The sequence below is a fragment of the Gilliamella sp. ESL1225 genome, assembly GCF_058502635.1.
The window spans coordinates 931,257-956,851 of sequence record NZ_CP196358.1 but is presented as its reverse complement, the minus strand read 5'-3'; the positions used below and the strand labels follow the sequence as shown (position 1 = coordinate 956,851).

Here is a 25,595-nt window from a genome sequence, read left to right as displayed (position 1 = left end):
ACCACATAGCGGCTTTTTGTTTTAAGATAACTGCCTCATAGCTAGGAAATCATTATGGATATTCGCGACCTAAAATTATTTTTGCATCTTTGTGAAACTTGCCACTTTGGTAAAACAGCTAATATGATGCATGTTAGCCCTTCAACGCTTTCAAGACAGATCCAACGGTTAGAAGAACATGTCGGTCAAACGTTATTTATGCGTGATAAAAGGCAAGTTGGTTTGACCAAGGAGGGCGAAAAAGTCCGTTATTTTGCACAGCAAACTATTACTCATTATCAACAACTAAAACAAGATCTTGATCAAACAAAACAACAAATAATTGGCGAATTAACGCTGTTTTGTTCTGTTACCGCGGCTTATAGTCATTTGCCAACTATCTTAGATCGCTTTCGAAGTCATTATCCGCTAGTTGAAATTAAATTATCAACCGGCGATGCCGCTGATGCAGTGAGTAAAGTACAATCTCACCATGCTGATTTAGCTATTGCTGGCCGTCCTAAAAAATTACCATCAGGCATTGAATTTTTAAAAATTGCCGAGATAGAAATGGTACTATTAATACCAAAAGTTAATGCTATTTTTAGCGAAAAGCTTTATCAAAAAAATCCCGATTGGCATGATATCCCGTTTATCCTTCCAGAACATGGACCTAGCCGTCATCGTATTGATTTATGGTTTAAACAACAACAAATTACCATGCCTAAAATATATGCAACCGTTGCCGGTCATGAAGCTATTGTGCCGATGGTGGCTTTAGGTTGCGGAGTGGCATTATTACCCAAAGTCGTGATCGAAAATAGTCCTGAGACGGTTCGCAATCGTATTATTGAATGGTCGGTCAATCCGATTGAAGCCTTTGATATTGGTATTTGTGTACAAAAAAAACGCTTAAATGAAAAAACGATTGCCGCTTTTTGGAACTTAAACAATCAAAATATTTAATTGAAAAAAAAATTTTTTTTTATTATCCACTTATGATTAGCTATAATAAAAACAAATATTAAACAGAATATATCGTAAATTACTGTCGAGCCATGAAGATAACTCATAAATTAAGTTCATTTAACTTATTAATTTTTATTACTTTTTTTACCTTATTGAATCAGGCGAGTGCACAGCTTACCCCTGCAAATGAAATACCTAATAAGGCAAAATCTGAACACCCATTTGTAGATATACCCAGTTGGCTTAATATTAGAGAAACCTTTTATTATGATGGCGATAGCGATGATTTAGTCACAGCTGGCTTTGGATTTACACAGTTATCAACATTAAATCAAAAAGCCCATTATCAAGATCCCGCTCATCCTACTCTTCATGAATTGCGTCGTGCAAAATTAAAGCGTTTTATTCATACTTCGAACGGTGAAGGCTCTCTTTTTGGATTTAATCAAAAAAAACTATCCCCTTTATTTGATGGCAAAATTGCCGGTTATGAAACTCTTGCGACATATAATCAAAATGAAGCCGGTTTTTTACTGCAAATCCCGCTTGATTTCGATAAAAAAAATCCTTGCATTATTGCCGTACCAAGCATAGATGCAGAGGGGCTTTATAATGCTTATGATTTACAAATTCGAGGACTATGGGGATTAAATCATCATTGCGCTGTTGTCTATAATGATAAAGGTCAGGGTAATAATTTATATGATATTTCTCATGATTTAGGTTATACAATAGACGGTAAAGTGCAATCGACAGATTTAATGTTTAAGCCGACTATTAAAAATGCAGAACAATATAAACAACAGTTTCCTAATCGATTTGCAGCTAAATCTTTTCATTCAATGACGAATCCAGAGCAAAAATGGGGTGAATATGTATTACGCTCAATTCAATTTGCTTTTATTGCATTAAATCAAAAATATGGCGATGGCAAACAAGAATTATTTAATAATAAAAATACTAAGGTATTAGTCTATGGTGCCAATGATGGTGGAGGGGCTGCCTTACGTGCTGGTGAATTAGATTCTGTTAATTTAATCGATGGTATTGTTGCAATAAATCCACAAATTCTTCCGGAAGATCGAAACAATTTGCAAATTACCTATGCCAAGATTGCTCCTGTGCCATTAAAACCCATATCTATTGCCGATTATTCTTTGCAAGCTGCTTTATATTTACCGTGTGTTGTACCAATAATAGATAAACAAATTAATGAAAAAGTGCCTTATAGTTCTAAATTTGTTTTTGCCAAAAACCGTTGCGAAGCACTCAAAAAGGCTGGATTAATAAATTCGGATAACCCCTATGATGCATTAATGAAATTACAAGCAGCAGGTTGGTCGACAGCAATGTTAAAGCAATTACCTTATTCTTATTACCATGACACGATTGCCTTAGCATATCAATATATTAGTTCATATGGGCGATATGATGTGACTGAAAATCTATGCGATTATTCTATTGGTAGTACTAACCAAAAACATGTATATAACCAAGGCGAAATGGAACCATTAAAAGATAATGATTTCGCTCAATTATGGTCACAAGGTAATGGTCGTATGCCATTATGGCTTGATGATGAAGTTGCTGCGATCGACCTTGTTTCTAATCGCGATCCGCATCAACCTCGTCGAGAATTATTTTCATCTTCAATAGATAGCCCTGTAATAGATTATAATACTCAAGGGGTGATTTGTTTAAATGACAAATTAAATGACCGCCGTGTTAAAGAAGGTATTGAAGAAATTCGAGCCACGGGTCATTTAAATCAAATTAAAACCATTATCGTTCAAGGTAAAGTTAATATTAAACAATTAGCGAATCATAATTCACGGGCTTATGTTGCACTTAATAGTATTGCTGAAAGTCCTAATACTAATTTACATTATATTGAAATCGAAAATAGCAGTTATTTAGAGGGTAATAAACCGTTTGAAGATACATTATTGAATATTGATTATTATAGCAATGAAGCTATGAATTTAATGTGGAATAGTATTAATAAAGATACTCCTTTACCAGAAAATCAAGTTGTCCGAACGCTTAAACGTACTAACGTCGAAGGCATAACCGATCCTGCAAGTTTAGAAAATTATTCGCCGATTGAAATAACGCCATTATCAAAAAATAAAATTACAGCCAAAAACGGTATTATTCATGTGCCAAGTTTTTAGCATTATCTAATTGTTTATTTTGAGATTTACGCACCGCCCAATTGATTTAGAATAAATAATTCAATTTGATTAAACTAGCTAGCGCTGTTAATTTTAATTAATAGTGCTAACTAGTTTAAAGCGATTTGTCATTTTAATAATGTTAATGTTTTGTTAAGTTAGCATGCCTAAACACAAACCATCCGCAGACATCTATCTTCTATTCACGATGTTTAAATTCACCTTCGGCATAACCTTCTCGCCAATAAGCGATAATTTGGATAGCATCCGGATCGATATTAGGGTAATGATCTTTAATCGCATGGCGCAAGTTCTGAGCTGCTGTAGCTTCTAATCCTCCCCAAAAAAGAAGATGCTGATTTTTATAGGAATGATTTATAACTTTATCGGTTAATTGATTTGCATTTTGCGTATCTTTAATAATCCATTCAATTGAATAATTGTGTGCTTCTTTAATCGGTAAGATATCATCTTGATGATTGACTTCAATAAATACCGTCGCTTTGTTTTGCTCTGGTAACGTTTTTAAAATATAACAGATGGCAGGCACGGCTGATAAATCACCAATTAAAACCAAATGATGGTCATCAAACTCTCGTTTAGCTCCCATGCCTAATAAACCAATTTTTTCGCCTACTTTTGCCTTTTTTGCCCATGTTGTTGCAATACCATTATCATGAATAACGAAATCGATTGTTAACCATTTTTCGACCGAGGCATAATCACGCACGCTATAAGTACGTACCCTTTCACGCATCCCTTGTTGCCAGTCAATTTTATTCTCTTCATTCAATAATGGAAATTCAACTCGGTGAGTTGCCGGATTTGGAAAAATTAATTTTAGATGAGGTCCAATCCAGGCAGGATTAATCGGAAGGGTTTTATCGCTTAAAAAAATAATACGTATGAGACTATTCGATAGATGCTCAATAGATTGCACAGTTAATGTTGCATTTACGATTTGTCGATTCTTTTTGTCTGCCATATTTAACACCTTATTTAATAACACATTAATGAGAATATAAACCTTATTACTAAGTTATATTTGTATGAGAATGATATAAAACTTTCTACTCTACCGCAAAATTTAACGATTATTTTAAATATTGAGATAGGCTTTTATCCATCATAATTTAAATATTGCTCATTGCTTATTGATAATATAGATATAGGTTAATACTAATTTTATTATTGTACAGATAGAAACAATTATTCCTCATTAAATTAATTATACTCCCATCAATTAATATTAATCCTAATAACTAAACCTTATTAATTATCATAAAAAAATAGATTATTTGCCTATTTGGTATTTATTTTTTAAGTATAAAATTAATAGTTAACTCAAGCGAATAATTATGCCATTATAGGCTAAAAAATAACAAACCTTAAGGAAAGAATATGTCTGACAAAATTATTAATCGTGTTCTTCTTATCAATGATGATGGTATTGATGCCGAAGGTATGAATCATCTAGAACTCATTGCAAATCAATTAGCAAATGAAGTTTGGATTGTTGCCCCTGCCAATGATGAAAGTGGCGTATCTTGTTCAGTCAGTCTATCATCCCCCTTTAGAGTCAAAAAACGCCAAAAGCGTAAATTTGCTGTTTATGGTAAACCGGCTGATTGTGCTGTCGTTGCAATTAAATATTTAATGCAAGATTGTTTGCCAGATTTAGTTTTAAGTGGCATCAATAATGGATCAAATGTCGGTTTTGAAACAACTTTATCAGGCACAGTGGGTGGTGCAATGATGGCAACTGTTCTTGGCATTCCCGCTATGGCATTAAGTCAATTTACTTCTGAAAATAAAGACCCAACGAATTGGCAAGCATCAACGCATTATGCTTTATGCGTAATTAAATCATTGTTATCCCTTAAGCTAACGTCCCAAATTTGTTTTAATATTAATTTTCCTAACTGCCCGCGTGATAAGGTTAAAGGGATAAAGATTACCGAACAAGGCGAGGCAAATGTTGATGATTATTTAGTTAAATGTATAACTGATCCCGAAGGAAACGATTATTTTTGGTTTCGCGCCTATCGAAATCAACATATTTTAGGTGAAAACACCGAATTAACAGCAGCTAACAATAATTATATTGCCGTTACACCACTAAGTTATAACCGCACTAATTTAGAATGCGTTGAACTATTAAAAAATGCGTGTTTTAAATTATCACCGCTAAACAATAAATAGCAAGAAAGATACGACAAGCTGAGAAGCAAATATAGATAGTCTGATAAAAAGAATAAGACAATCCGTAACTATTGATTGTCATTGATTTTTAAAAAATCATATAACATTAGGTAGCAATATTATGATTATGCATTTTTTAGATTTTATCTATAAAATAATGCTGATTAGTGATATTAATGAACTCAATCTACAGCCGCTATGAGCAGTTATTTTTTTGTTAAAATTATGATATGCTAACGAGCAAGTAAGTTGATAGAACACCAGAAATATGCGTATACCTTTTATAAAATATAATCACAAAAAATATCTTGATGAACTAAATAAAATCGAACAAACAGCTGACAATTATCAAATTTTATTAGATGCTAAAGCTTATCATCAATCATTATTGAATAATATCAAAAATGCACAAAACCGCATTTATCTTGTCGCGTTATATTTAGAGCGTGATGAAGCGGGTAAGGAAATTTTAGACGCCTTATATGAAGCTAAAAAATTACATCCAAATCTTGATATTAAAATTTTTATCGATTGGCATCGCGCTCAGCGTGGTCGCATTGGTGAAGAAAAAAACCTAAATAATGCCAGTTATTATTATCAGCTAAAATTACAACATCCAGATATCGATATTCCGCTTTATGGCGTTCCCGTTAATCGACGCGAAGTGTTAGGCGTTTTACATTTAAAGGGATCTATTTTCGACGATACCGTAATTTATAGCGGAGCGAGTATTAATAACGTCTATTTACATAAATTAGATAAATATCGTTATGATCGTTATCATGTGATTCATAATGCTAAACTTGCCGATAGTTTAGTCAATTACCTTAATCACCATTTTATACCATTTGAAGCCGTAAGTCGCCTTGATGTCGAGAAACAAAAGACACGTAAACAAATTAAACAAGATATTAAAATTCTACGCCAACATTTAATGGAGGCGGAATATCAATTTAATAAAGATCATAACCATGATTCTTTATCCGTTACCCCTCTCGTTGGGTTAGGTAAAGGAAATCCTCTTAATAAAACTATTCATCATCTAATTAATGTCACCCAACATAAAGCGATTTTCTGTACTCCTTATTTTAATTTACCGAATATTTTAGTACGCGATATTATTCGCCTATTACGTAAAGGTAAACATATAGAAATTATTATTGGCGATAAAACAGCTAATGATTTTTATATTCCTGAAGATAAACCATTTAATATTACAGGCGGATTACCCTATCTTTACGAAATCAATTTGCGTAAATTTGTTGAACGGTTACAAAATTATATTGATAAAGATCAACTTATTATTCGTCTTTGGAAAGATGAAGAACATAGTTATCATTTAAAAGGAATTTGGATTGATAACGATTGGATATTAGTTACCGGAAATAATTTAAATCCTCGAGCCTGGCGTTTAGATCTTGAAAATGGCATTCTTATCCATGATCCCAAACAACAATTACAAACGGAATTTGATAATGAATTAGAACATATACGCGCGCATACTACGCAAATTACACATTTTCAACAAATTCAAGCTAGTCAATTTTATCCAAAAAATGTAGAACGACTCATTAAGCGCTTAAGCCGTATACGCATTGATAGAATCATTAAACGTTTATTATAACGTTTAATGATTCTATTTATCTTATTGTTAAATAATTATAAATAACAATGAGTAATAATAACCGATAATAATGCTACTTGCTTTATATATATTTAAAATATATTATAAATTCCGATAACTTAGTCCATATTTATTAAGGAATTAGATATGAAAAAAGTTTTAGTTATATTATTAGCAATAACATTATTAACGGCTTGCGGTGAGAAAAAAATGGATGTTTCTTCTCCGGAATCTTTTAAAACTTCCGTTCAAAAAATTGGTAATGAATTAAATGATAGGGAAAAAGAACAATTTAGTGATGCTTTAACTAAAATTACCATGCAAGCTGCATTTTTAGCAGGCGGTGATAAAACTAAAATGTTTGAATTACTCAAAGAAAGATTAGATGGTAAAACAGCTAGCCAAATTATTAATGAAATCAATAACTAAATATGAAGATTTATTGCATTAATTATTAAATGCTTTTTTAAATAAATATCATAAATATTCATCGCTCTTTTATATAAGAACTTCATTTATCTTGTCTTTTTATCTATAGTTTTAAATCATAATAAAAAGACAATTTAATATAGCTCCCCAATAATAATTCCATCAATTAATAATTATCCTCTTTTTTCCTTTATTTTGTTTTTCATATCATAAATGATAAATAATAAACTAATGTTAATTGCTTTTTATACAATGAAAATATATTATTAAACTTCAATAAGTTAGTTCACAGTTAGTCTATATCAATGAGGGAATAAAAAATGAAAAAACTTTTAGTTGTTTTATTAGCAATAACTTTATTAGCGGCTTGTGGTGATAAAAAATTAGATTTTTCTTCTCCTGAATCTCTAAAAACTTCCGTTGAACAACTTTCTAATGGTCTAAGCGACAGTGAAAAACAACAATTTAAAGATGCTATAGACAAAATCGTAAAACAAATAACTGCAGAAGCTCAAGGCGATAAAGATAAACTTGATGAATTGATTAAAGAAAAACTAAATGGAAAAACAGTTACTCAGGTTATTAAAGAAGCCGCTAAAGATAAAATTGATACTTTATTACAATAATTTATTAGCATATTTATTAAAATTATTTTTAATAAATGTAATAAATATTAAAGTTAAGCAATCAATGGCAAATAGAACAGCAAAAGCCCTTTTGATAAAAGGGCTTTTATCGACAATTTCATCGAACTTAAAAAATATTGGAAAGTTATAACTAGCATTGAATATGCACGCAAAAATCTGACCCCAGCAGGAATCGAACCTGCAATTAGCCCTTAGGAGGGGCTCGTTATATCCATTTAACTATGGGGTCGTAGGCAGATATTCTAATCAATTTAAATAGATAATGCCAAATAAAAACGAAAATTTTTATATTTAGCTTCTTTATCTTTATAATAAACATGTTACAATTTTGTCATCTTTACTCTTACCTATAACAAATAATCATTTTATTTATGAAAAAATATATAATCATCATATTTATGTCTCTAATGACATTATCGGGTTGCGCAAATTACGACTCTAAAGATAATAGTTATAGCGATCCCCTATCAGGGTTCAATAGTGTAATGTTTGATTTTAACTATTACGCTTTAGATCCTTATATTCTACGTCCTACTGCTGTCTTTTGGAAAGATTATGTACCAATGCCAGTCCGCACAGGTATTAGTAATGTTTCATCAAACCTTTCAGAACCGGCATCGATGGTTAATAATGTCTTAGTTGGTGATGTTCACAGAGCAGGTACTCATCTAGCGCGTTTTTTCCTTAATACCGTATTTGGCTTTGGTGGTTTAATTGACGTCGCTAGTCGAGCCGATCCGCAGTTACAAAAAGGCACTAATCGGGAATTTGGTAGCGTCTTAGGTCATTATGATGTGCCTTATGGTCCTTATGTTGTTTTACCTTTCTATGGGCAAGCAACACTTAGAGAGGACGGAGGAAAAATGGTCGATTCTTTATATCCACCCCTTCATTGGTTAGGTTTTGAAGGCACATTAATTCGCGGTATATTTGATGGTATTGAAATGCGTGCTGTTGCGATGGAATATGAAGATCTGATTAAAAATAGTGATGATCCTTATAATTTTATGCGTAATGCTTACTTCCAACGTCATGATTTTTTAGCTAATGACGGTAAAGTTGATGAAAATAAACAAAAACAACGACAAGAAGCGATTAATGGCATTATTGATGATATAGATTCGCTCTAATCGCTTTATTTTTTACTATTCATAATCACGATTTAATTTGTGATTATGAATAGCTAATAAAAACAGCAAGACAAATAATTCTCTCTTCATTTTATCTACTCCTCTAAAAAATTTTAGATTTTAATCATAAAAACAAATGTTTGTTAATTATTCAATCTTCTTTTCACCTCTTCGCCTATTTCTTTATTTGTCTATGATATAATGGCGCATTTTTAAAATCTTAACTTATTTTATTTATTACTTGAGATCTTTTATATTATTTCAATAAAGTAAAATAAACAAAAAATTCAAAAATTACGATTTTAAAATATATGATAAAACTGAGATAAATATTGGAATGTTAATGGCTAATAATTTAAACACCGTTTCAGTCGCCCCTATGCTCGATTGGACTGATAAACATTGTCGCTACTTTTATCGTTTATTAACCAAACAAACACTCCTTTATACTGAAATGGTCACAACAGGTGCTATTTTATATGGTAAAGGGGATTATTTAGCGTTTAATGATGAAGAGCAACCAATTAGTTTACAACTAGGTGGCAGTGATCCTGATGCGCTTGCTAAATGCGCAAAATTAGCGCAAGCGCGCGGTTATAATGAAATTAATTTAAATGTGGGCTGCCCGTCTGACCGCGTTCAAAACGGGATGTTTGGCGCATGCTTAATGAATAAAATGCATTTAGTTGCAAATTGTATCGAGGCGATGCAAGCCGTTGTTACAATTCCCGTCACCGTTAAAACACGTATTGGCATTGATGATTTAGATAGCTATGAATTTTTATGTCAATTTATTGAGACAGTTATGCCTTATACCTCAACTTTTATTGTTCATGCACGTAAAGCGTGGTTATCAGGATTAAGCCCAAAAGAAAATCGCGAAATTCCACCTCTTAACTACGAACGCGTTTACCAGTTAAAACGTGATTATCCTCATTTAACGATTGCCATTAATGGCGGTATTAAAACGCTAGAAGCAATAAAACAGCATCTTAATCATGTCGATGGGGTAATGATTGGTCGAGAAGCATATCAAAATCCGATGTTATTAACAGAAATCGATAAACAAATATTTAATAGAGATCAAGAGATTTTAACAGCGAAGCAAATTATTATGGCGTTATATCCTTATATTGAAAAGCAACTAAGACAAGGCGCACAACTAAATCATATTATGCGACACACACTAGGTTTATTTAATGGTATGAAAGGTGCAAGGCAATATCGCCGGCATCTCAGTGAGAATGCACATAAAAAAGATGCAGGCATAAAGGTTGTTGAGCAAGCGTTATCCTTTATATCTGAATAAGTTCATTTGTAATGTTCGTTTTATAAAAGTGTTTTAATTTAAACATAAAAGGCTCATTAATGCGTTTAAATTCTAGTCAACAACAAGCGGTGGAATATGTATCGGGACCATGCTTAGTTTTAGCGGGCGCAGGTTCAGGTAAAACTCGGGTAATTATTAATAAAATTGCCTATCTTATTCGCGTAAAAGAATATTTACCACGACATATTTTTGCTGTAACTTTTACTAATAAAGCCGCTCGTGAAATGAAAGAACGAATTAGCCAATCCTTATCAAAACAAGAAACACGTGGACTAAAAATTTCAACCTTCCATACTTTAGGATTAGATATTGTTCGTCAAGAATATAAACATCTTGGTATTAATGCTAATTTTTCATTATTTGATGATCATGATCAAATTGCTTTATTAAAAGATCTGACTGAAGAATGGCTTGAAGGTGATAAAGATCTCCTTAATCAATTACGCATAACTATATCAAATTGGAAAAACGATATTATTGATGCAACTACCGCCTTAGCGCGTGCACAAACAGAAAAAGAAAAATTATTTGCTTATTGCTACGAACTTTATGAAAAGCAATTAAAAGCATGTAGCATATTAGATTTTGATGATTTAATTTTATTGCCAACCTTATTATTAAAACAAAATCAACAAGTTCGCGAAAAATGGCAAAATAAGGTTCGTTATTTATTAGTAGATGAATATCAAGATACCAATACAAGCCAATATGAATTTATAAAACTACTCGTCGGTGATCGCGCTAAATTTACTGTAGTCGGTGATGATGATCAGTCCATCTATTCTTGGCGTGGTGCTCGCCCACAAAATTTAGTCTTACTCCAACAGGACTTTACCCATCTCGAAGTCATTAAACTTGAACAAAATTACCGATCGTCAGGCAGAATTTTAAAAATTGCCAATATTCTGATTGAAAATAACCCTCATATTTTTAGTAAAAAATTATTTTCAAATCTCGATTATGGTGAACAAGTCAACATAATTTCCGCCAATGATGAAGAGCATGAAGCAAGTAAAGTCGTCGAACACTTGATGGGGCATCGATTTGCGAATAATAATCACTATGGACAATATGCTATTTTATACCGAGGAAATCATCAATCCAGATTAATTGAAAAAATGCTAATGCAGTATCGCATCCCCTATCGCATTTCTGGAGGTACCTCGTTTTTTTCGCGCATTGAAATTAAAGATTTAATGGCCTATTTGCGCTTATTAACAAATCCTGATGATGATAATGCGTTTATTCGTATCATCAATACGCCAAAAAGGGACATAGGTCCAGCGACGGTACAAAAATTAGGAGACTTAGCAAGGGAAAAAGGAATCAGCCTTTATCAAGCTAGTTGTGATATGGGAGTAACGCTTCTCTTTAGCGGTAAACGCATAGAATCACTAGCGACCTTTATTCAATGGTTTGAGAATCTTAGACAACACATGTCTACTTATCCTGTTGAAACGATAGAAACGCTATTACACGATATCCATTACGAGAGTTGGATTTATGAAACATCCACCTCACCTAAAGCTGGTGAAATGCGCATGCGTAACGTCTTTCAATTTATTGATTGGTTACAAGAGATGTTAAGTGGTAATGATCTTGAGGAGCCGATGACGTTAGAACAAGCCGTTGCTAGATTGACGTTACGTGATATGCTAGATCGTAATGATTTTGAAGAAGAAAGTGAAGAAGTCCAATTAATGACACTTCATGCTTCTAAAGGATTAGAATTTCCTTTTGTTTATTTAATTGGTGTATCTGAAGGTCTACTCCCCCATCAAAATAGTATCGATGATGATAATATCGAAGAAGAAAGAAGATTAGCTTATGTGGGCATCACACGTGCTCAGCAAGAATTAACCTTTAGCTTTAGTCGCCAACGTAAACAATATGGCGAGACCTTAACTGTTGAGCCAAGTCGCTTTTTGTTAGAATTACCACAGGACGATTTGATATGGCAAGATAGTAAAAAACAATTATCAGCCGAAAAGAAATTACAGCAAGATCAAAATCACTTGGCAAAATTAAAAGCGCTTGTCGCTAATTCTCGAACTAACCATAATTAGGACTTTGATTTTGGCAAAATGGCTATTTATTTCCAATTCAGTTTAATTTTTGATGATATTTTGATAAAACTCATGCAGAAATTACAAAATCGATTGACGGATCTAAATAGCTTTATATAATAACGCCCGTTAATTCAAAAAATCTTCAATGTCTCCTTAGCTCAGCTGGATAGAGCAACGGCCTTCTAAGCCGTAGGTCACAGGTTCGAATCCTGTAGGGGACGCCATAAAACACTTTGATGAGGTTGTCACCAAGGGAATTAAGTGTAAATGCTCAACCCTTGATATTTTGCATCGATTCTTTACGATTAAGAAAATGATTAGCACGAACACTTTAGTATTATTATAAAAACAAATTTAATTTTTTTCATAATCGGCAACCCTATTTACGATGAAAACATGACAACAGCCTTACTCGATTAGCTAAAATACTGCAGCGATATTATCGAAACAGGCAATTAAAGAAAACTTATTATTAGTTATAGTTGTTTGAATCATGCATGAACTTAGTTTAATTTTTCAACTCTTACAACAAATGTGTATTTATTTAGTGATTGCTTATTTACTAAGTAAAACTCCATTGTTTATTCCATTAATGCAAACCAACCTACATAGACCTCATAAGTTGTTATGTTTTTTTACCTTTTCCTCTTTTTGTATTATGGGGACTTATTTAAGTTTAGATATTCAAGACTCGATTGCAAATACAAGAGCCATCGGCGCTGTTTTGGGTGGGTTACTTGGCGGTCCTCTAGTTGGCTTATTAGTTGGAATAACAGGCGGCATACATCGTTATTTTTTAGGCGGAATGACGGCTGAAAGTTGTATGTTATCAACGATTCTTGCTGGACTTGTCGGGGGAATAATAAATGCACAATTACTTCGTAAAGGACGAATCGATCAATTATATAACCCAATTACTGTAGCCACAATTGTGGCAATAGTTGAATGTTTACAAATGATACTTATCATTTTAATTGCTAAGCCTTATTCTGAAGCCCTCAATTTAGTACATAATATTGCAGCGCCTATGATTCTCGCTAACAGTATTGGTGCTGCTATGTTCATGCGAATACTGCTTGACAGACGAGCGATGTTTGAGAAATATACCACTGCATTTTCGTCCCGCGCATTAAAAATTGCAGCAAGTACAGAAGGAATACTTCGGCAAGGTTTCAATGCTGAAAATAGCATGAAAGTTGCTGATATTATTTATCATGAGTTAGAGTTGAGTGCCGTTGCGATTACAGATAGAGAAAAATTGCTCGCTTTTATTGGAATTGGTGATGATCACCATATTGTTGGAACCCCGATATCATCTATGCATACATGGCAAGTAATAAAAAATAATGAAGTAGAATATGTCGATGGAATTAATACGCCCTATCAATGTTCAATTGATAAAAACTGTCGATTGGGTTCAACGCTCGTTATTCCATTAAAAGGTGAAAACCAAACGATTATTGGCACAATAAAATTGTATGAGGCGAAAAATAAATTATTCAGTTCAATGAATCGAACTTTAGGAGAAGGCATCGCAAGTTTACTTTCGGCACAGATTTTAGCTGGACAAAATGAACACTATAAACAATTACTTTCCGAAACAGAGATCAAACTATTACATGCCCAAGTGAATCCCCATTTTTTATTTAATGCGCTAAATACGTTAGTCGCAGTGATTCGAAAAAATGATCTCGAAGCCTGCAAATTAGTACAAAACATGTCAACTTTTTTTAGAAAAAATTTGAAACGCCCCGATAAAGTTGTCACATTAAAAGATGAATTAGAGCATATTGACGCCTATTTACAAATTGAAAAAGCACGCTTTATGGACAATTTGCTAGTAGAAATCAATGTACCACAACAATATTTACTAGCAAAACTCCCTGCTTTTTCTTTACAACCTTTGGTTGAAAATGCAGTAAAACATGGCATTGCTAACTTATTAGAAACAGGAAAAATAATGATCAATGTTCATCATAAAAACAATAATTTATTTATTGATGTTGAAGATAATGCTGGATTATACCAAGAAGATAAAAAAGATGAACAAGGATTAGGAATGAGTTTAGTACATAAACGAATTCAAGTTTGTTACGGTGAAGATTATGGTATGAATGTGGTGTGTAAGCCATCGCACTATACACGTATTCGTTTGACCTTACCGCTTAGTTGGACTGAATTATGCTAAATGTAATAATTATTGATGATGAGCCATTAGCTCGTGAAAATTTACGTACATTACTTGAAAAAGATGAAAATATAAAAGTGTTGACGGAAGCGAGTAACGCTATTGAAGGCATCAGTGCAATACACCGTTTACATCCTGATGTCATTTTTTTAGATATCCAAATGCCACGCATTAATGGTATTGAAATGTTAAGTATGATAGATCCAAAATACTTACCGCATGTGGTTTTTGTTACAGCCTATGATGAATATGCCTTGACTGCATTTGAAGAGCAGGCATTTGATTATTTAATGAAACCAATTGATCCTGCTCGTTTAAATAAAACATTACAACGATTACATTTGCATCATTCGCCACAAAATATTACAAATTTAGTCTCTAGCGAATTATTTAAATATGTTCCTTGTGTTGGTCATAGCCGAATATATTTATTAAATGCCGATGAAATTTATTATGTTTGTTCAAAAATTACCGGCGTTTCTGTATTTACTCAGAATAATACCGAATATTTTTCAGAACTAACCCTAAATACATTGGAACAACGAACCTCTTTGGTTCGATGCCATCGTCAATATTTGGTTAATATGAAACAGCTAAAAGAGATTAATTTTAGTAAAGAAGGACAAACTGAAATTATTTTAACTAATGGCGCAGCAACGCCCGTTAGCCGGCGTTATCTAAAAATTTTGAAAACATTATTAGATATATAATTTTATCATTATGTTGTTAAATTAATTATCAGTAATAAAGACAGTTTGTTTAATTTCGTAATATACAGCTTAAGTGAACAACATCAAGTGATCATCCAAGTCAAATAGACTTAAACCGCTCATATTTAGTTATTAACCACTCAACATTAAAATTCAACCAGTCACCTAATTTTAAATATCTTTGCCTTATTGGTAAAGATAGTATGACGCTGTTATTAAAGTAGTTATGGTGATTTCATCAATCTTAACTACTAAACTGATTGAAAATAAAACGTTTTTAATGAGGAAAAAAGATGTTTAATAAAAAAACTCTCAAACACATTCCTTGGATAATATTATCCATTATTGGAGCGTGTTGTTTGGCTGTAGTCGCTCTGCGGCGTGGCGAACATATTAGTGCATTATGGATTATTGCTGCGTCAGTGTCAGTCTATTTGATTGCTTATAGATATTATAGTTTATATATATCGAATAAAGTATTAGGACTCGATCCTACTCGAGCAACACCAGCAGTAACGAATAATGATGGCTTAAATTTTGTTCCAACGAATAAAAATATTCTTTTTGGACATCATTTTGCGGCTATTGCCGGTGCCGGTCCATTAGTGGGTCCAGTACTCGCTGCACAAGTTGGTTATTTACCCGGGGTTTTATGGCTACTCGCAGGGGTAGTTTTTGCTGGTGCAGTTCAAGATTTTATGGTTTTATTCTTCTCAAGCCGTCGTAATGGGGCTTCATTAGGCGAAATGATTAAAAAAGAGATGGGGGTTATACCTGGAACCATAGCCTTGTTTGGTTGTTTCTTGATCATGTTAATTATTTTAGCTGTTCTTGCCCTGATTGTTGTAAAAGCATTAGCAGAAAGCCCATGGGGCGTATTTACTGTTTGTTCGACAGTACCTATCGCACTTTTTATGGGTATCTATATGCGATATCTCCGCCCAGGTCGAGTTGCAGAGGTTTCGGTAATAGGTATTGTATTACTTATTTTATCGATCTGGTTTGGTGGCGTGATTGCTCATGATCCATACTGGGGACCGGCATTAACTTTTAAAGATACAACTATTACTTATACGATAATTATCTATTCAATTATTTCATCAATGTTGCCTGTATGGTTAATTTTAGCGCCACGTGATTATTTAGCGACATTTCTAAAAATTGGGGTCATTGTTGGGCTTGCTGTTGGTATTGTGATTCTTAATCCGGATTTAAAAATGCCAGCCATTACTCAATTTGTTGATGGTTCTGGTCCTGTTTGGAAAGGAACACTATTTCCGTTTTTATTCATTACCATTGCGTGTGGGGCCGTTTCTGGTTTTCATGCTTTAATTTCTTCTGGAACGACACCTAAATTGCTTGCTAATGAAAAGGATGCTCGTTTTATTGGTTATGGTGCGATGTTAATGGAATCGTTTGTAGCCGTAATGGCGTTAGTTGCTGCTTCAATTATTGAACCAGGACTTTATTTTGCAATGAACACGCCACCCGCTGGATTGGGCATTGTTATGCCAAATCTTCACGATTTAAATGAAACTAATGCACCAGAGATTCTTGGCGCGCTTAAAGAAGCAAGTTCTGTTGCTGCTGCAAAAATTAGCTCTTGGGGATTTGTGATTTCACCTGAGGAAATATTACAAACAGCAAAAGACATAGGTGAACCTTCAATTCTTAATCGTGCTGGCGGTGCGCCAACGCTAGCTGTTGGTATTGCTCATGTATTCCATCAAATTATACCTGCAGCTAATATGGGATTCTGGTATCATTTTGGTATTTTATTTGAAGCGTTATTTATTTTAACTGCATTAGATGCAGGTACTCGCTCTGGTCGATTCATGCTACAAGATCTATTAGGTAACTTTGTGCCATTTTTGAAGAAAACCGACTCTATTGTTGCGGGTATTATCGGCACACTAGGTTGTGTTGGATTATGGGGCTATCTATTATATCAAGGGGTTGTCGATCCATTAGGCGGAGTAAAAAGTTTATGGCCACTCTTTGGTATTTCAAACCAAATGTTAGCCGCTGTTGCGTTAATACTTTCGACAGTTATTCTAATTAAAATGAAACGTTCAAGATATATTTGGGTGCCACTTATCCCTGCTGTTTGGTTACTCATTTGTACAACCTGCGCGATAGGATTAAAACTCTTTAGTCAAGATCCATCATTAGAAGGTTTCTTCTATATGGCTAATCACTACAACAGTAAAATTACTGAAATGAGTGCGGGCGCTGAACTTAATACACAAGCTATCAGTAATATGCATCATATTGTCATTAATAACTATACTAATGCTGGATTAAGTATTTTATTCTTGGTTGTTGTTTACAGTATCATTTTCTACGGTATTCGCGTTGCTTATAAAGCCAGCAAAAAACCAGAACGAACTGATCAAGAAACACCTTATGTTCCAGTTCCTGAAGGTGGTGTGAAAACTGTTTCAGGTCATTAATAAATAAAACGAATTATAATTCTTTATTAACATTAGTTATCATTAATGAGTAAGGTTTCAGGGCTTAGCCTTGAAACCTTTTTAAAAAAAGAAAAAATATTAATAAGGGGAACATCATGTTTGACAATTTGGGAAAAGCGGGTAAATACTTAGGGCAAGCTGCTCGGATGTTAATAGGTGTACCTGACTATGATACCTATGTTGAACATATGAAGTTAAACCATCCAGAGCAACCACCAATGACCTATGAAGAGTTTTTTCGTGAACGCCAACAAGCTCGTTATGGGGGAGATGGTAAAGGTGGCTTTAAATGTTGCTAATTAACTTGCTATTTAAATAAGGATAAATGATGGCATCAGCAATTCCTGTAACGATATTAACGGGATTTCTTGGTTCAGGGAAAACGACATTACTGAGCTATATCCTCAATGCAAAACATGGTTATAAAATTGCTGTCATTGAAAATGAATTTAGTGATACAGCAATTGACAATCAGATATTACCAAATACTACGACAAACATCACAACATTAAGTAATGGCTGCATTTGTTGTAATAGTGCTAACGAATTAGCCGAGGCTTTGCAAGATTTACTTAATGGTCTTGATAACAACAAACTTGATTTTGATCGTCTTATCATTGAATGTACCGGTATGGCTGATCCGGGTCCAATAACACAAACTTTTTTCTCCCACCCTGTTTTATGTGAACGATTTTTACTTGATGGGATTATTACACTCGTTGATGCCGTTCACGCAGATAAGCAACTAGAACAATTTACCATAGCCCAATCACAAGTAGGTTATGCTGATCGTATTTTACTAACAAAAACCGATATTCAAGATGACAATAATCATCTGATTGATCGATTACATAAAATTAATGTTCGTGCTCCAATTCATAAGGTGTGCCATGGCAAAATAGCACTTGAGAATTTGTTCGATATTGAAGGATTTATTCTCAACGATAAACTTACCTTATCAAAACCATTATTTCGATTTATCCCAACGCCATCAAATAATGTAACATCACTTGTAATTGAACTGGATCATGCTGTTGATTTAGAAACCATCTCCGTTTTAATGGAATCCTTATTGGTTAAATTTGCAGATAATCTGTTACGTTATAAGGGATTGCTCGCAATTAAAGAGGATAATCGGCGTTTATTATTCCAGGGAGTTCAACGTTTGTATAGTGCTGATTGGGATCGTGAATGGTTACCTAATGAAGACAAAAAAAGCGTAATGATTTTTATTGGTATTAATCTACCAGAAGATGAAATCAAAGCGCATTTTGATGCACTTTAAAACTATTTTTTTATTCAATTATTGTTAACTAACTTAGAAGAGCCAATTTCCTTTTCTAAGTTAACATTAGTCTTGATATTTATTAGTCATATCGTTGCTTCTAATTACAAATGTTTTAATTGTTTCTAAATCACCTCGTGAAATTTTAGCTGCGCCCACACATATCAGACGATTGAATTAATTACTCTGTTGAATTCTATTTATTAGGTAATTTTTTACAAAAAAACGGGGAAAATTAACTGATTTGATTCGAAACGTATTAATGATAATTTATTGGTTTTATAATTATTATCATTAGTGAATATTAACCCCTAGTTTGCTTGGCGTCGTTAATTAGTTTCCACTCTACTACCCTTTAACATAATTACAGTTAATTTATGCTAAATATCTTTTAATCAATAAAAAACCCCGCTTATTGCGAGGTTTCATTCATCTAACAAAGTTTGAAATATCATTCCTTACTTTCTTTATCGTCAGTATTTTCTTTCTCGTTCATATTTATTGAAGAAGAACTGCTATTGTCATAATCAATTTTATCTGAAATTTCTTTTTTAGACATTTCTTCAAGAGATATTGCTTTACCTAATTCAGAGGTTTTAATATCAGTAACACGACCCGCCTGATTAAATATAACAGTAAACGTTTTTTGAGAAACCGAATCATGACGAGGTTGTAGACGGAAAACATAATACCAAACATTATCACCAAATACAGATTTTAGCATAGGTGATCCCATAATGAATTGAACTTGTTCTTTTGTTTGCCCAATTTTGAGTTTATCCAGATTGTCTTGTGAAACATAATTACCCTGATTTATATCAGGACGATAGATCCACTCATCGACAAACGAGCAGCCAGTTAACAGTAAACTAGCTAATAGAGTAATAAGCAAAAATTTACAAAATTTCATCGAATCTAATCCATGTAGAAAACATAATGCCTCGCATTATCGCTGATATTTAAAATGGATGCTAGCCAAATTAATAAAATCTATTAAAAATAATCGTTCCGCCATCTAAGAATATTTGGCTATAATACCTAACTATTTTCGCTTAATAAAAAAACATTAAAACTGAAAGAGTTGATTCTATGATTGATGATAATTTAGCTGATCACACCCCAATGATGCGACAATATCTTAAATTAAAAGCGGAAAATCCCGATATTTTATTATTTTACCGTATGGGGGATTTTTACGAACTCTTTTATGATGATGCTAAACGCGCCTCACAACTGTTAGATATTTCCCTCACTAAACGAGGAGCATCTAACGGTGAGCCTATTCCGATGGCAGGTGTGCCTTATCATGCTGTTGAGGGATATTTAGCCAAACTAATCGCAATGGGCGAATCTATTGCTATTTGCGAACAAATTGGCGATCCAACGACCAGTAAAGGACCTGTTGAACGTAAAATTGTACGCATTTTAACGCCCGGTACAGTCAGTGACGAATTATTATTAGAAGATCGTAAAGATAACCTTATAGCAGCTATCTATCAATCTAAAAATCATTACGGTTATGCAACATTAGATATCAGTTCTGGTCGATTTTATGTATTTGAAAGTGACAATTTAGAATCTATACAAGCCGAAATACAGCGTACAAATCCTGTTGAACTGCTTTATCCTGAAGATTTCGAAGCGATGTCATTAATCGAAAACCGCCACAGTTTACGCCGTCGACCCATTTGGGATTTTGACTTAGCAACTGCAAAGCAACAACTTAATTTACAATTTGGTACTCAAGATCTCATAGGTTTTGGTGTTGAAGATTGTCATTACGCCCTTTGCGCGGCAGGGTGTTTATTACAATACGTTAAAGATACACAGCGTATTGCCTTACCCCATATTCGTACTATTATTAAGCAATCTCTTACTGATTTTGTGTTATTAGACGCAGCAACTCGCCGTAATTTAGAATTAACAGAAAATCTTTCAGGTACCAAGCAAAATACAGTTGCTGAAATTTTAGATAATACTCAAACTGCGATGGGTAGTCGCATGTTAAGTCGCTGGTTACATTCGCCAATCCGTCATACCGAAACATTACTTCATCGCCAACAATCAATTGCCGAATTACAAAGTGCGATTAGCGATATTCAAAGTTTATTAAAACCCATTGGTGATTTAGAGCGAATTTTAGCGAGATTAGCATTGCGCAGCGCAAGACCACGTGATTTTGCAAAATTACGCGATGCCTATAATCTATTACCTCTCCTTCAACAAACATTAAGTACCTTTAAAACACCTTATTTATTAACCCTTAAACAGAAAATTAATCAATTTGATCAGTTAGCCGATCTATTAACCAAAGCTATTATTGATACGCCACCGGCAATTATTCGCGATGGGGGAGTGATTGCAAACGGTTATCATGCAGAATTAGATGAATTACGCCTATTAGCTGAAGGCGCAAATCAATATCTTGATAATTTAGAAATCAGAGAACGGCAAAGCCTTGGCATTGAAACTTTAAAAGTCGGATTTAATGCTGTGCATGGTTATTATATTCAAATTAGCCGAGCACAAAGCCACCTTGCACCAATTCATTATGTTCGTCGACAAACGCTTAAAAATGTTGAACGTTATATCATTCCTGAATTAAAAGAATATGAAGATAAAGTGTTAAGTTCAAAAGGCAAAGCCTTAGCGTTAGAAAAACAGCTATATGAACAATTGTTTGATCTCTGTTTACCCATATTGCCTGATTTACAACAAAGTGCTGAAGCATTAGCCGAACTTGATGTACTTTGTAATCTTGCCGAGCGTGCTTTAACACTTAATTACCATTGCCCTACATTAACACCTAAACTTGGGATCCATATTGAAAAAGGTCGTCATCCTGTTATTGAAAAAGCATTAAAAACACCTTTTATTGCTAATTCGTTGCAATTATCGCCTAATCGAAAAATGCTGATCATTACGGGTCCGAATATGGGGGGGAAGAGTACCTATATGAGGCAAACAGCATTAATTGTCTTGCTAACTTACATTGGCAGTTTTGTGCCTGCTAACAAGGCAGTGATTGGACCTATCGATCGCATTTTTACGCGCATTGGTGCCTCTGATGATTTAGCCTCAGGACGTTCGACTTTTATGGTTGAAATGACCGAAACCGCCAATATTATGCATAATGCGACTGAGAAAAGTTTAGTCTTAATGGATGAAATCGGTCGCGGCACTTCAACTTATGACGGGCTTTCTCTAGCATGGGCATGTGCGGAAAATCTCGCTAATCAGATAAAAGCGATGACCTTATTTGCCACCCATTACTTTGAATTAACACAATTACCAGAGCAAATTCACGGCGTATATAATGTTCATTTCGATGCTATTGAGCATGATAATAAAGTTGCATTTATCCATGAAGTTGCTGAAGGCGCAGCAAGTAAAAGCTTTGGTATTGCCGTTGCCGGCTTAGCGGGTGTGCCAAAAATAATATTACAACGCGCTAAACAAAAATTGCGCGAGTTAGAATCATTATCCAAACATAGCGGAAATGGCACTATTGATACATCCCAATTATCTCTTCAAGTTGATGCTGAGCCCTCAATCATTGAAGAAGCGTTAAAGCATATTGATCTTGATTTGCTTTCACCAAAACAAGCGCTTGATGAACTTTATAAACTTAAAAAATTGTTGCAATAATACCAATTCATTTATGTCTGTATTAAAAAGCAATCATTAAAAAAACAATATGTTAAAAAATAATGCATTTAAAAAAAAGCAAAATAGCAAAAATTCAAATTTGCTATTCATTCTAATTGTTGCAATAATACCAATTCATTTATGTCTGTATTAAAAAGCAATCATTAAAAAAACAATATGTTAAAAAATAATGCATTTAAAAAAAAGCAAAATAGCAAAAATTCAAATTTGCTATTCATTCTATTTGTCGTCTTATTTTGTTTTTTACCTTCATATTCATTCGCGAGTGAGGTAAACGCCCCTCATTTTACTTTATTATGGGGATTACCTTTTTTACTGATCTTACTATCCATTGCCCTATTACCCGCTTTTTTGCCAACACTTTGGCATTCTCATTATGGAAAAATTATCCTTAGTTGCACTTTATTGTTTTTATTCCCGGCAATCTTATCTTTGGGATTACAAACCACATTTAATCTAACTTTTCATATTATTATTGAAGAATACCTACCTTTCATTCTCGTATTAACAGCACTTTTTACCGTTTCGGGAGGAATTGTAATTAAAAGTGACTTAATGAGTACGCCCAAATCTAATGTCATTTTTTTAGCTATCGCCACTTGTTTATCATCAATCATGGGTACAACAGGTGCCGCGATGTTAATGATTCGCCCATTAATTCGAGCAAATCACTATCGAAAAAAACAATGTCATATTATTATTTTCTTTATTATTTTAGTTGCCAATATCGGTGGTGGGTTAACACCTTTAGGCGATCCCCCCTTGTTTATTGGATTTTTAAAAGGCGTTAATTTCTTTTGGACAATGCAATTTATGTTGTTACCGGTATTAACCAATACCTTGATGCTATTAATTATTTTTTATTGCCTTGATAGCTATTATTTTTTAAAACAATATAAACAGACACCATTCGCGATAAACCCGCCCATTAAACATAAATTTGAATTGCGAGGTTATATAAATGTATTGTTACTCATTCTAATTATTATTAATGTATTCATTTCTGGCTTATGGCAATCATCTTTAAGCTTTTGTTTATTTGAGACAAATATAACCCTATCCAATTTAATTCGGGATAGCATTTTCATCTTAATTATTATTATCTCTTTATTCACGACGCCAACCTCAATTCGCCAAGAAAATAACTATAATTGGCAACCTATTATTGAGGTTGCTAAATTATTTATCGGGATATTTATTACAATCATGCCTATATTAACGCTATTACGTAATAATAACGAAGGTGATATGGCGTTTTATATAGCATGGTTAAAAAATCAAGATATTAGCTTTATTACCTCTGGGTATTTTTGGCTATCTGGCTTATGTTCAGCATTTTTAGATAATGCACCCACTTACCTAATCTTCTTTAATCTAGCCTCAGGCGATCCCAATGTGTTAATGACAAGCCAGCGATATAGTTTATTAGCAATTTCAATGGGATCAGTATTTATGGGTGCAATAACATATATAGGTAATGCGCCAAATTTAATGGTTAAATCCATTGCTGAACAAAACATGATTCGCATGCCAAGCTTTATCGGTTATATGAAATGGACACTACTTTTATTAATGCCCATTTTTATAATCGATAATTTAATTTTTTTATAAAGACTTTATCTAGATTAAAGGAAGAAATATTAAATCAAATCATTATGATATATATTCTATCTGCTAAATAAAATGTATCAAACAATCAACGTTAGCTTGTTATTTTTTGATTCTAACATATCTAATTTTAATCATTTTTTTATTCAAAAACACATGTAAAACTTGCCATGGATATAGGGTCAGCTTTATACTTTTGTTTCTAATATTGCTATAATTATTAATTTTATAAACGTTAGGAAATAACCTATGTTAAATCTATTTAAAGCCATGTTCCAATATATTTTACCTAAGCAATTATTAACAATAATGGTAGGTTGGTTGGCAAATCGTCGATTAGGCAAATTAACGACTTGGATCATTAAAGGTTACTGTAAAATTTATAAAGTTAATTTACAGGAAGCCGAATTTACAAATGCTCAAGATTACCTCACTTTTAATGATTTTTTTGCCCGAAAATTAAAAGCAGACGCAAGACCAATAGATTCAAATATTAACGATATTGTGATGCCTGCGGATGGTACATTAAGTGAATTTGGCATCATTCAACAAAACCAATTAGTACAAGCTAAAGGACATTTATATAGCCTTGATTCTCTTGTTGCTGGTAACCCTGATATGATCTCGTTTTTCAAAAACGGAGCTTATGCAACCACCTATCTATCCCCTGCTGATTATCACCGTGTTCACATGCCATGTGATGCCACATTGCGCGAAATGATTTATGTTCCTGGTTCCTTATTTTCAGTCAGTAAAGCAACAACTGCCACTATTCCCAATATTTTTGCCCGTAATGAACGAGTAATTTGTTTATTTGAAACAGATTTTGGCCCAATGGCGCAAATTTTAATCGGCGCAACCATTGTTGGAAGTATTGAAACAAGTTGGCAAGGTGTGATAACGCCTCCTCGTGAAGGAATCATCAAACGTTGGACCTATACAGATGAGGTTAAATTGACTAAAGGACAAGAAATGGGCTGTTTTAAACTAGGCTCAACTGTCATTAACTTGTTTGCCGCAAATACAACGCAATTTAATAAAGAATTAACGTTGAATACTAAAGTTCGCGTCGGTCAAAAATTAGCAGATAGGATTTAATGATATGAGG

At 33.5% G+C, this 25,595-nt stretch carries 19 protein-coding genes and 2 tRNA genes; 18 read left to right on the top strand and 3 right to left on the bottom strand.

Annotation, left to right across the window (positions count from 1 at the left end):
• Positions 1 to 54: 54 nt before the first annotated feature.
• Together ilvY and ACSYSW_RS04275 are read left to right on the top strand one after the other, a co-directional pair.
• Positions 55 to 945 (top strand): HTH-type transcriptional activator IlvY, encoded by an 891-nt coding sequence (gene ilvY, locus ACSYSW_RS04280; RefSeq protein WP_491704538.1) that lies wholly within the window; start codon positions 55 to 57, stop codon positions 943 to 945.
• Between the two features lie 92 nt (positions 946 to 1,037).
• Positions 1,038 to 3,122, top strand: a complete 2,085-nt coding sequence (locus ACSYSW_RS04275) for a 3-hydroxybutyrate oligomer hydrolase family protein (protein ID WP_491704539.1) — start codon at positions 1,038 to 1,040, stop codon at positions 3,120 to 3,122.
• A gap of 199 nt (positions 3,123 to 3,321) precedes the next feature.
• Here the strand turns inward: ACSYSW_RS04275 and ACSYSW_RS04270 are convergent, their stop codons facing one another.
• Entirely contained in the window at positions 3,322 to 4,107 is a 786-nt protein-coding gene (locus ACSYSW_RS04270) for a siderophore-interacting protein (RefSeq protein ID WP_491704540.1), read from the bottom strand.
• A 416-nt stretch (positions 4,108 to 4,523) separates the two neighbouring features.
• Between ACSYSW_RS04270 and surE the strand changes: the two genes are divergently transcribed.
• From surE to ACSYSW_RS04250, 4 genes are all read left to right on the top strand, one after another.
• Positions 4,524 to 5,324, top strand: coding sequence for a 5'/3'-nucleotidase SurE (gene surE, locus ACSYSW_RS04265; protein WP_491704541.1), 801 nt, complete (start codon positions 4,524 to 4,526; stop codon positions 5,322 to 5,324).
• A gap of 268 nt (positions 5,325 to 5,592) precedes the next feature.
• Positions 5,593 to 6,948 (top strand): CDP-diacylglycerol--serine O-phosphatidyltransferase, encoded by a 1,356-nt coding sequence (gene pssA / locus ACSYSW_RS04260; RefSeq protein ID WP_491704542.1) that lies wholly within the window; start codon positions 5,593 to 5,595, stop codon positions 6,946 to 6,948.
• A gap of 147 nt (positions 6,949 to 7,095) precedes the next feature.
• A complete protein-coding gene (locus ACSYSW_RS04255) occupies positions 7,096 to 7,377 on the top strand; it encodes a DUF6694 family lipoprotein (protein WP_491704543.1) in 282 nt (93 codons plus the stop codon).
• A 320-nt stretch (positions 7,378 to 7,697) separates the two neighbouring features.
• Positions 7,698 to 8,003: a DUF6694 family lipoprotein gene (locus tag ACSYSW_RS04250; RefSeq protein ID WP_491704544.1), complete on the top strand. Its 306-nt coding sequence runs from the start codon at positions 7,698 to 7,700 to the stop codon at positions 8,001 to 8,003.
• A gap of 178 nt (positions 8,004 to 8,181) precedes the next feature.
• Here the strand turns inward: ACSYSW_RS04250 and ACSYSW_RS04245 are convergent.
• Positions 8,182 to 8,253, bottom strand: a tRNA-Arg gene (locus ACSYSW_RS04245).
• A 142-nt stretch (positions 8,254 to 8,395) separates the two neighbouring features.
• Between ACSYSW_RS04245 and ACSYSW_RS04240 the strand changes: the two genes are divergently transcribed.
• The 9 genes from ACSYSW_RS04240 to yjiA all read left to right on the top strand — a co-directional run bounded on the left by ACSYSW_RS04240 (position 8,396) and on the right by yjiA (position 19,210).
• Positions 8,396 to 9,154 (top strand): MlaA family lipoprotein, encoded by a 759-nt coding sequence (locus ACSYSW_RS04240; RefSeq protein WP_491704545.1) that lies wholly within the window; start codon positions 8,396 to 8,398, stop codon positions 9,152 to 9,154.
• A 337-nt stretch (positions 9,155 to 9,491) separates the two neighbouring features.
• Positions 9,492 to 10,463: a tRNA dihydrouridine(20/20a) synthase DusA gene (gene dusA / locus ACSYSW_RS04235; protein ID WP_491704546.1), complete on the top strand. Its 972-nt coding sequence runs from the start codon at positions 9,492 to 9,494 to the stop codon at positions 10,461 to 10,463.
• A gap of 59 nt (positions 10,464 to 10,522) precedes the next feature.
• Positions 10,523 to 12,550 carry a DNA helicase Rep gene (gene rep / locus ACSYSW_RS04230; RefSeq protein WP_491704547.1) on the top strand — a complete coding sequence of 676 codons (2,028 nt, stop codon included), beginning with the start codon at positions 10,523 to 10,525 and terminating at the stop codon, positions 12,548 to 12,550.
• Positions 12,551 to 12,700: 150 nt separating this feature from the next.
• Positions 12,701 to 12,777, top strand: a tRNA-Arg gene (locus tag ACSYSW_RS04225).
• 269 nt (positions 12,778 to 13,046) lie between these two features.
• Positions 13,047 to 14,741, top strand: coding sequence for a LytS/YhcK type 5TM receptor domain-containing protein (locus ACSYSW_RS04220; RefSeq protein ID WP_491704548.1), 1,695 nt, complete (start codon positions 13,047 to 13,049; stop codon positions 14,739 to 14,741).
• Positions 14,735 to 15,451 carry a two-component system response regulator BtsR gene (gene btsR / locus ACSYSW_RS04215; RefSeq protein WP_491704549.1) on the top strand — a complete coding sequence of 239 codons (717 nt, stop codon included), beginning with the start codon at positions 14,735 to 14,737 and terminating at the stop codon, positions 15,449 to 15,451. Before ACSYSW_RS04220 ends, btsR begins: the two co-directional genes overlap by 7 nt.
• 293 nt (positions 15,452 to 15,744) lie before the next feature.
• Positions 15,745 to 17,904 carry a carbon starvation CstA family protein gene (locus ACSYSW_RS04210; RefSeq protein ID WP_491704550.1) on the top strand — a complete coding sequence of 720 codons (2,160 nt, stop codon included), beginning with the start codon at positions 15,745 to 15,747 and terminating at the stop codon, positions 17,902 to 17,904.
• 116 nt (positions 17,905 to 18,020) lie between these two features.
• A complete protein-coding gene (locus ACSYSW_RS04205) occupies positions 18,021 to 18,224 on the top strand; it encodes a YbdD/YjiX family protein (protein ID WP_491704551.1) in 204 nt (67 codons plus the stop codon).
• A gap of 29 nt (positions 18,225 to 18,253) precedes the next feature.
• The gene (yjiA, locus tag ACSYSW_RS04200) at positions 18,254 to 19,210 is read left to right on the top strand and encodes a GTPase (RefSeq protein WP_491704552.1); all 957 of its coding nucleotides are present in this window, start codon (positions 18,254 to 18,256) and stop codon (positions 19,208 to 19,210) included.
• 451 nt (positions 19,211 to 19,661) lie between these two features.
• Here yjiA and bamE read toward each other — a convergent pair whose 3' ends face one another.
• Positions 19,662 to 20,120 carry an outer membrane protein assembly factor BamE gene (bamE, locus tag ACSYSW_RS04195; protein WP_491704553.1) on the bottom strand — a complete coding sequence of 153 codons (459 nt, stop codon included), beginning with the start codon at positions 20,118 to 20,120 and terminating at the stop codon, positions 19,662 to 19,664.
• 179 nt (positions 20,121 to 20,299) lie between these two features.
• Between bamE and mutS the strand changes: the two genes are divergently transcribed.
• From mutS to asd, 3 genes are all read left to right on the top strand, one after another.
• Positions 20,300 to 22,858 (top strand): DNA mismatch repair protein MutS, encoded by a 2,559-nt coding sequence (gene mutS / locus ACSYSW_RS04190; protein ID WP_491704554.1) that lies wholly within the window; start codon positions 20,300 to 20,302, stop codon positions 22,856 to 22,858.
• Positions 22,859 to 23,035: 177 nt separating this feature from the next.
• Complete coding sequence (locus tag ACSYSW_RS04185; protein ID WP_491704555.1) at positions 23,036 to 24,490, top strand: sodium:proton antiporter; 1,455 nt, start codon at positions 23,036 to 23,038, stop codon at positions 24,488 to 24,490.
• Between the two features lie 246 nt (positions 24,491 to 24,736).
• A complete protein-coding gene (asd, locus tag ACSYSW_RS04180) occupies positions 24,737 to 25,585 on the top strand; it encodes an archaetidylserine decarboxylase (protein ID WP_491704556.1) in 849 nt (282 codons plus the stop codon).
• Positions 25,586 to 25,595: the final 10 nt, after the last annotated feature.

What these genes read in the sequence shown, in the direction of transcription:
- bamE (WP_491704553.1), bottom strand. Translation starts at nt 20,120, where the DNA reads ATGAAATTTTGTAAATTTTTGCTTATTACTCTATTAGCTAGTTTACTG.
- ACSYSW_RS04205 (WP_491704551.1), top strand. Translation starts at nt 18,021, where the DNA reads ATGTTTGACAATTTGGGAAAAGCGGGTAAATACTTAGGGCAAGCTGCT.
- rep (WP_491704547.1), top strand. Translation starts at nt 10,523, where the DNA reads ATGCGTTTAAATTCTAGTCAACAACAAGCGGTGGAATATGTATCGGGA.
- asd (WP_491704556.1), top strand. Translation starts at nt 24,737, where the DNA reads ATGTTAAATCTATTTAAAGCCATGTTCCAATATATTTTACCTAAGCAA.
- ACSYSW_RS04270 (WP_491704540.1), bottom strand. Translation starts at nt 4,107, where the DNA reads ATGGCAGACAAAAAGAATCGACAAATCGTAAATGCAACATTAACTGTG.
- ACSYSW_RS04250 (WP_491704544.1), top strand. Translation starts at nt 7,698, where the DNA reads ATGAAAAAACTTTTAGTTGTTTTATTAGCAATAACTTTATTAGCGGCT.
- yjiA (WP_491704552.1), top strand. Translation starts at nt 18,254, where the DNA reads ATGGCATCAGCAATTCCTGTAACGATATTAACGGGATTTCTTGGTTCA.
- pssA (WP_491704542.1), top strand. Translation starts at nt 5,593, where the DNA reads ATGCGTATACCTTTTATAAAATATAATCACAAAAAATATCTTGATGAA.
- ACSYSW_RS04210 (WP_491704550.1), top strand. Translation starts at nt 15,745, where the DNA reads ATGTTTAATAAAAAAACTCTCAAACACATTCCTTGGATAATATTATCC.
- dusA (WP_491704546.1), top strand. Translation starts at nt 9,492, where the DNA reads ATGTTAATGGCTAATAATTTAAACACCGTTTCAGTCGCCCCTATGCTC.
- ACSYSW_RS04185 (WP_491704555.1), top strand. Translation starts at nt 23,036, where the DNA reads ATGTTAAAAAATAATGCATTTAAAAAAAAGCAAAATAGCAAAAATTCA.
- btsR (WP_491704549.1), top strand. Translation starts at nt 14,735, where the DNA reads ATGCTAAATGTAATAATTATTGATGATGAGCCATTAGCTCGTGAAAAT.
- ACSYSW_RS04240 (WP_491704545.1), top strand. Translation starts at nt 8,396, where the DNA reads ATGAAAAAATATATAATCATCATATTTATGTCTCTAATGACATTATCG.
- ACSYSW_RS04220 (WP_491704548.1), top strand. Translation starts at nt 13,047, where the DNA reads ATGCATGAACTTAGTTTAATTTTTCAACTCTTACAACAAATGTGTATT.
- ACSYSW_RS04255 (WP_491704543.1), top strand. Translation starts at nt 7,096, where the DNA reads ATGAAAAAAGTTTTAGTTATATTATTAGCAATAACATTATTAACGGCT.
- ilvY (WP_491704538.1), top strand. Translation starts at nt 55, where the DNA reads ATGGATATTCGCGACCTAAAATTATTTTTGCATCTTTGTGAAACTTGC.
- mutS (WP_491704554.1), top strand. Translation starts at nt 20,300, where the DNA reads ATGATTGATGATAATTTAGCTGATCACACCCCAATGATGCGACAATAT.
- ACSYSW_RS04275 (WP_491704539.1), top strand. Translation starts at nt 1,038, where the DNA reads ATGAAGATAACTCATAAATTAAGTTCATTTAACTTATTAATTTTTATT.
- surE (WP_491704541.1), top strand. Translation starts at nt 4,524, where the DNA reads ATGTCTGACAAAATTATTAATCGTGTTCTTCTTATCAATGATGATGGT.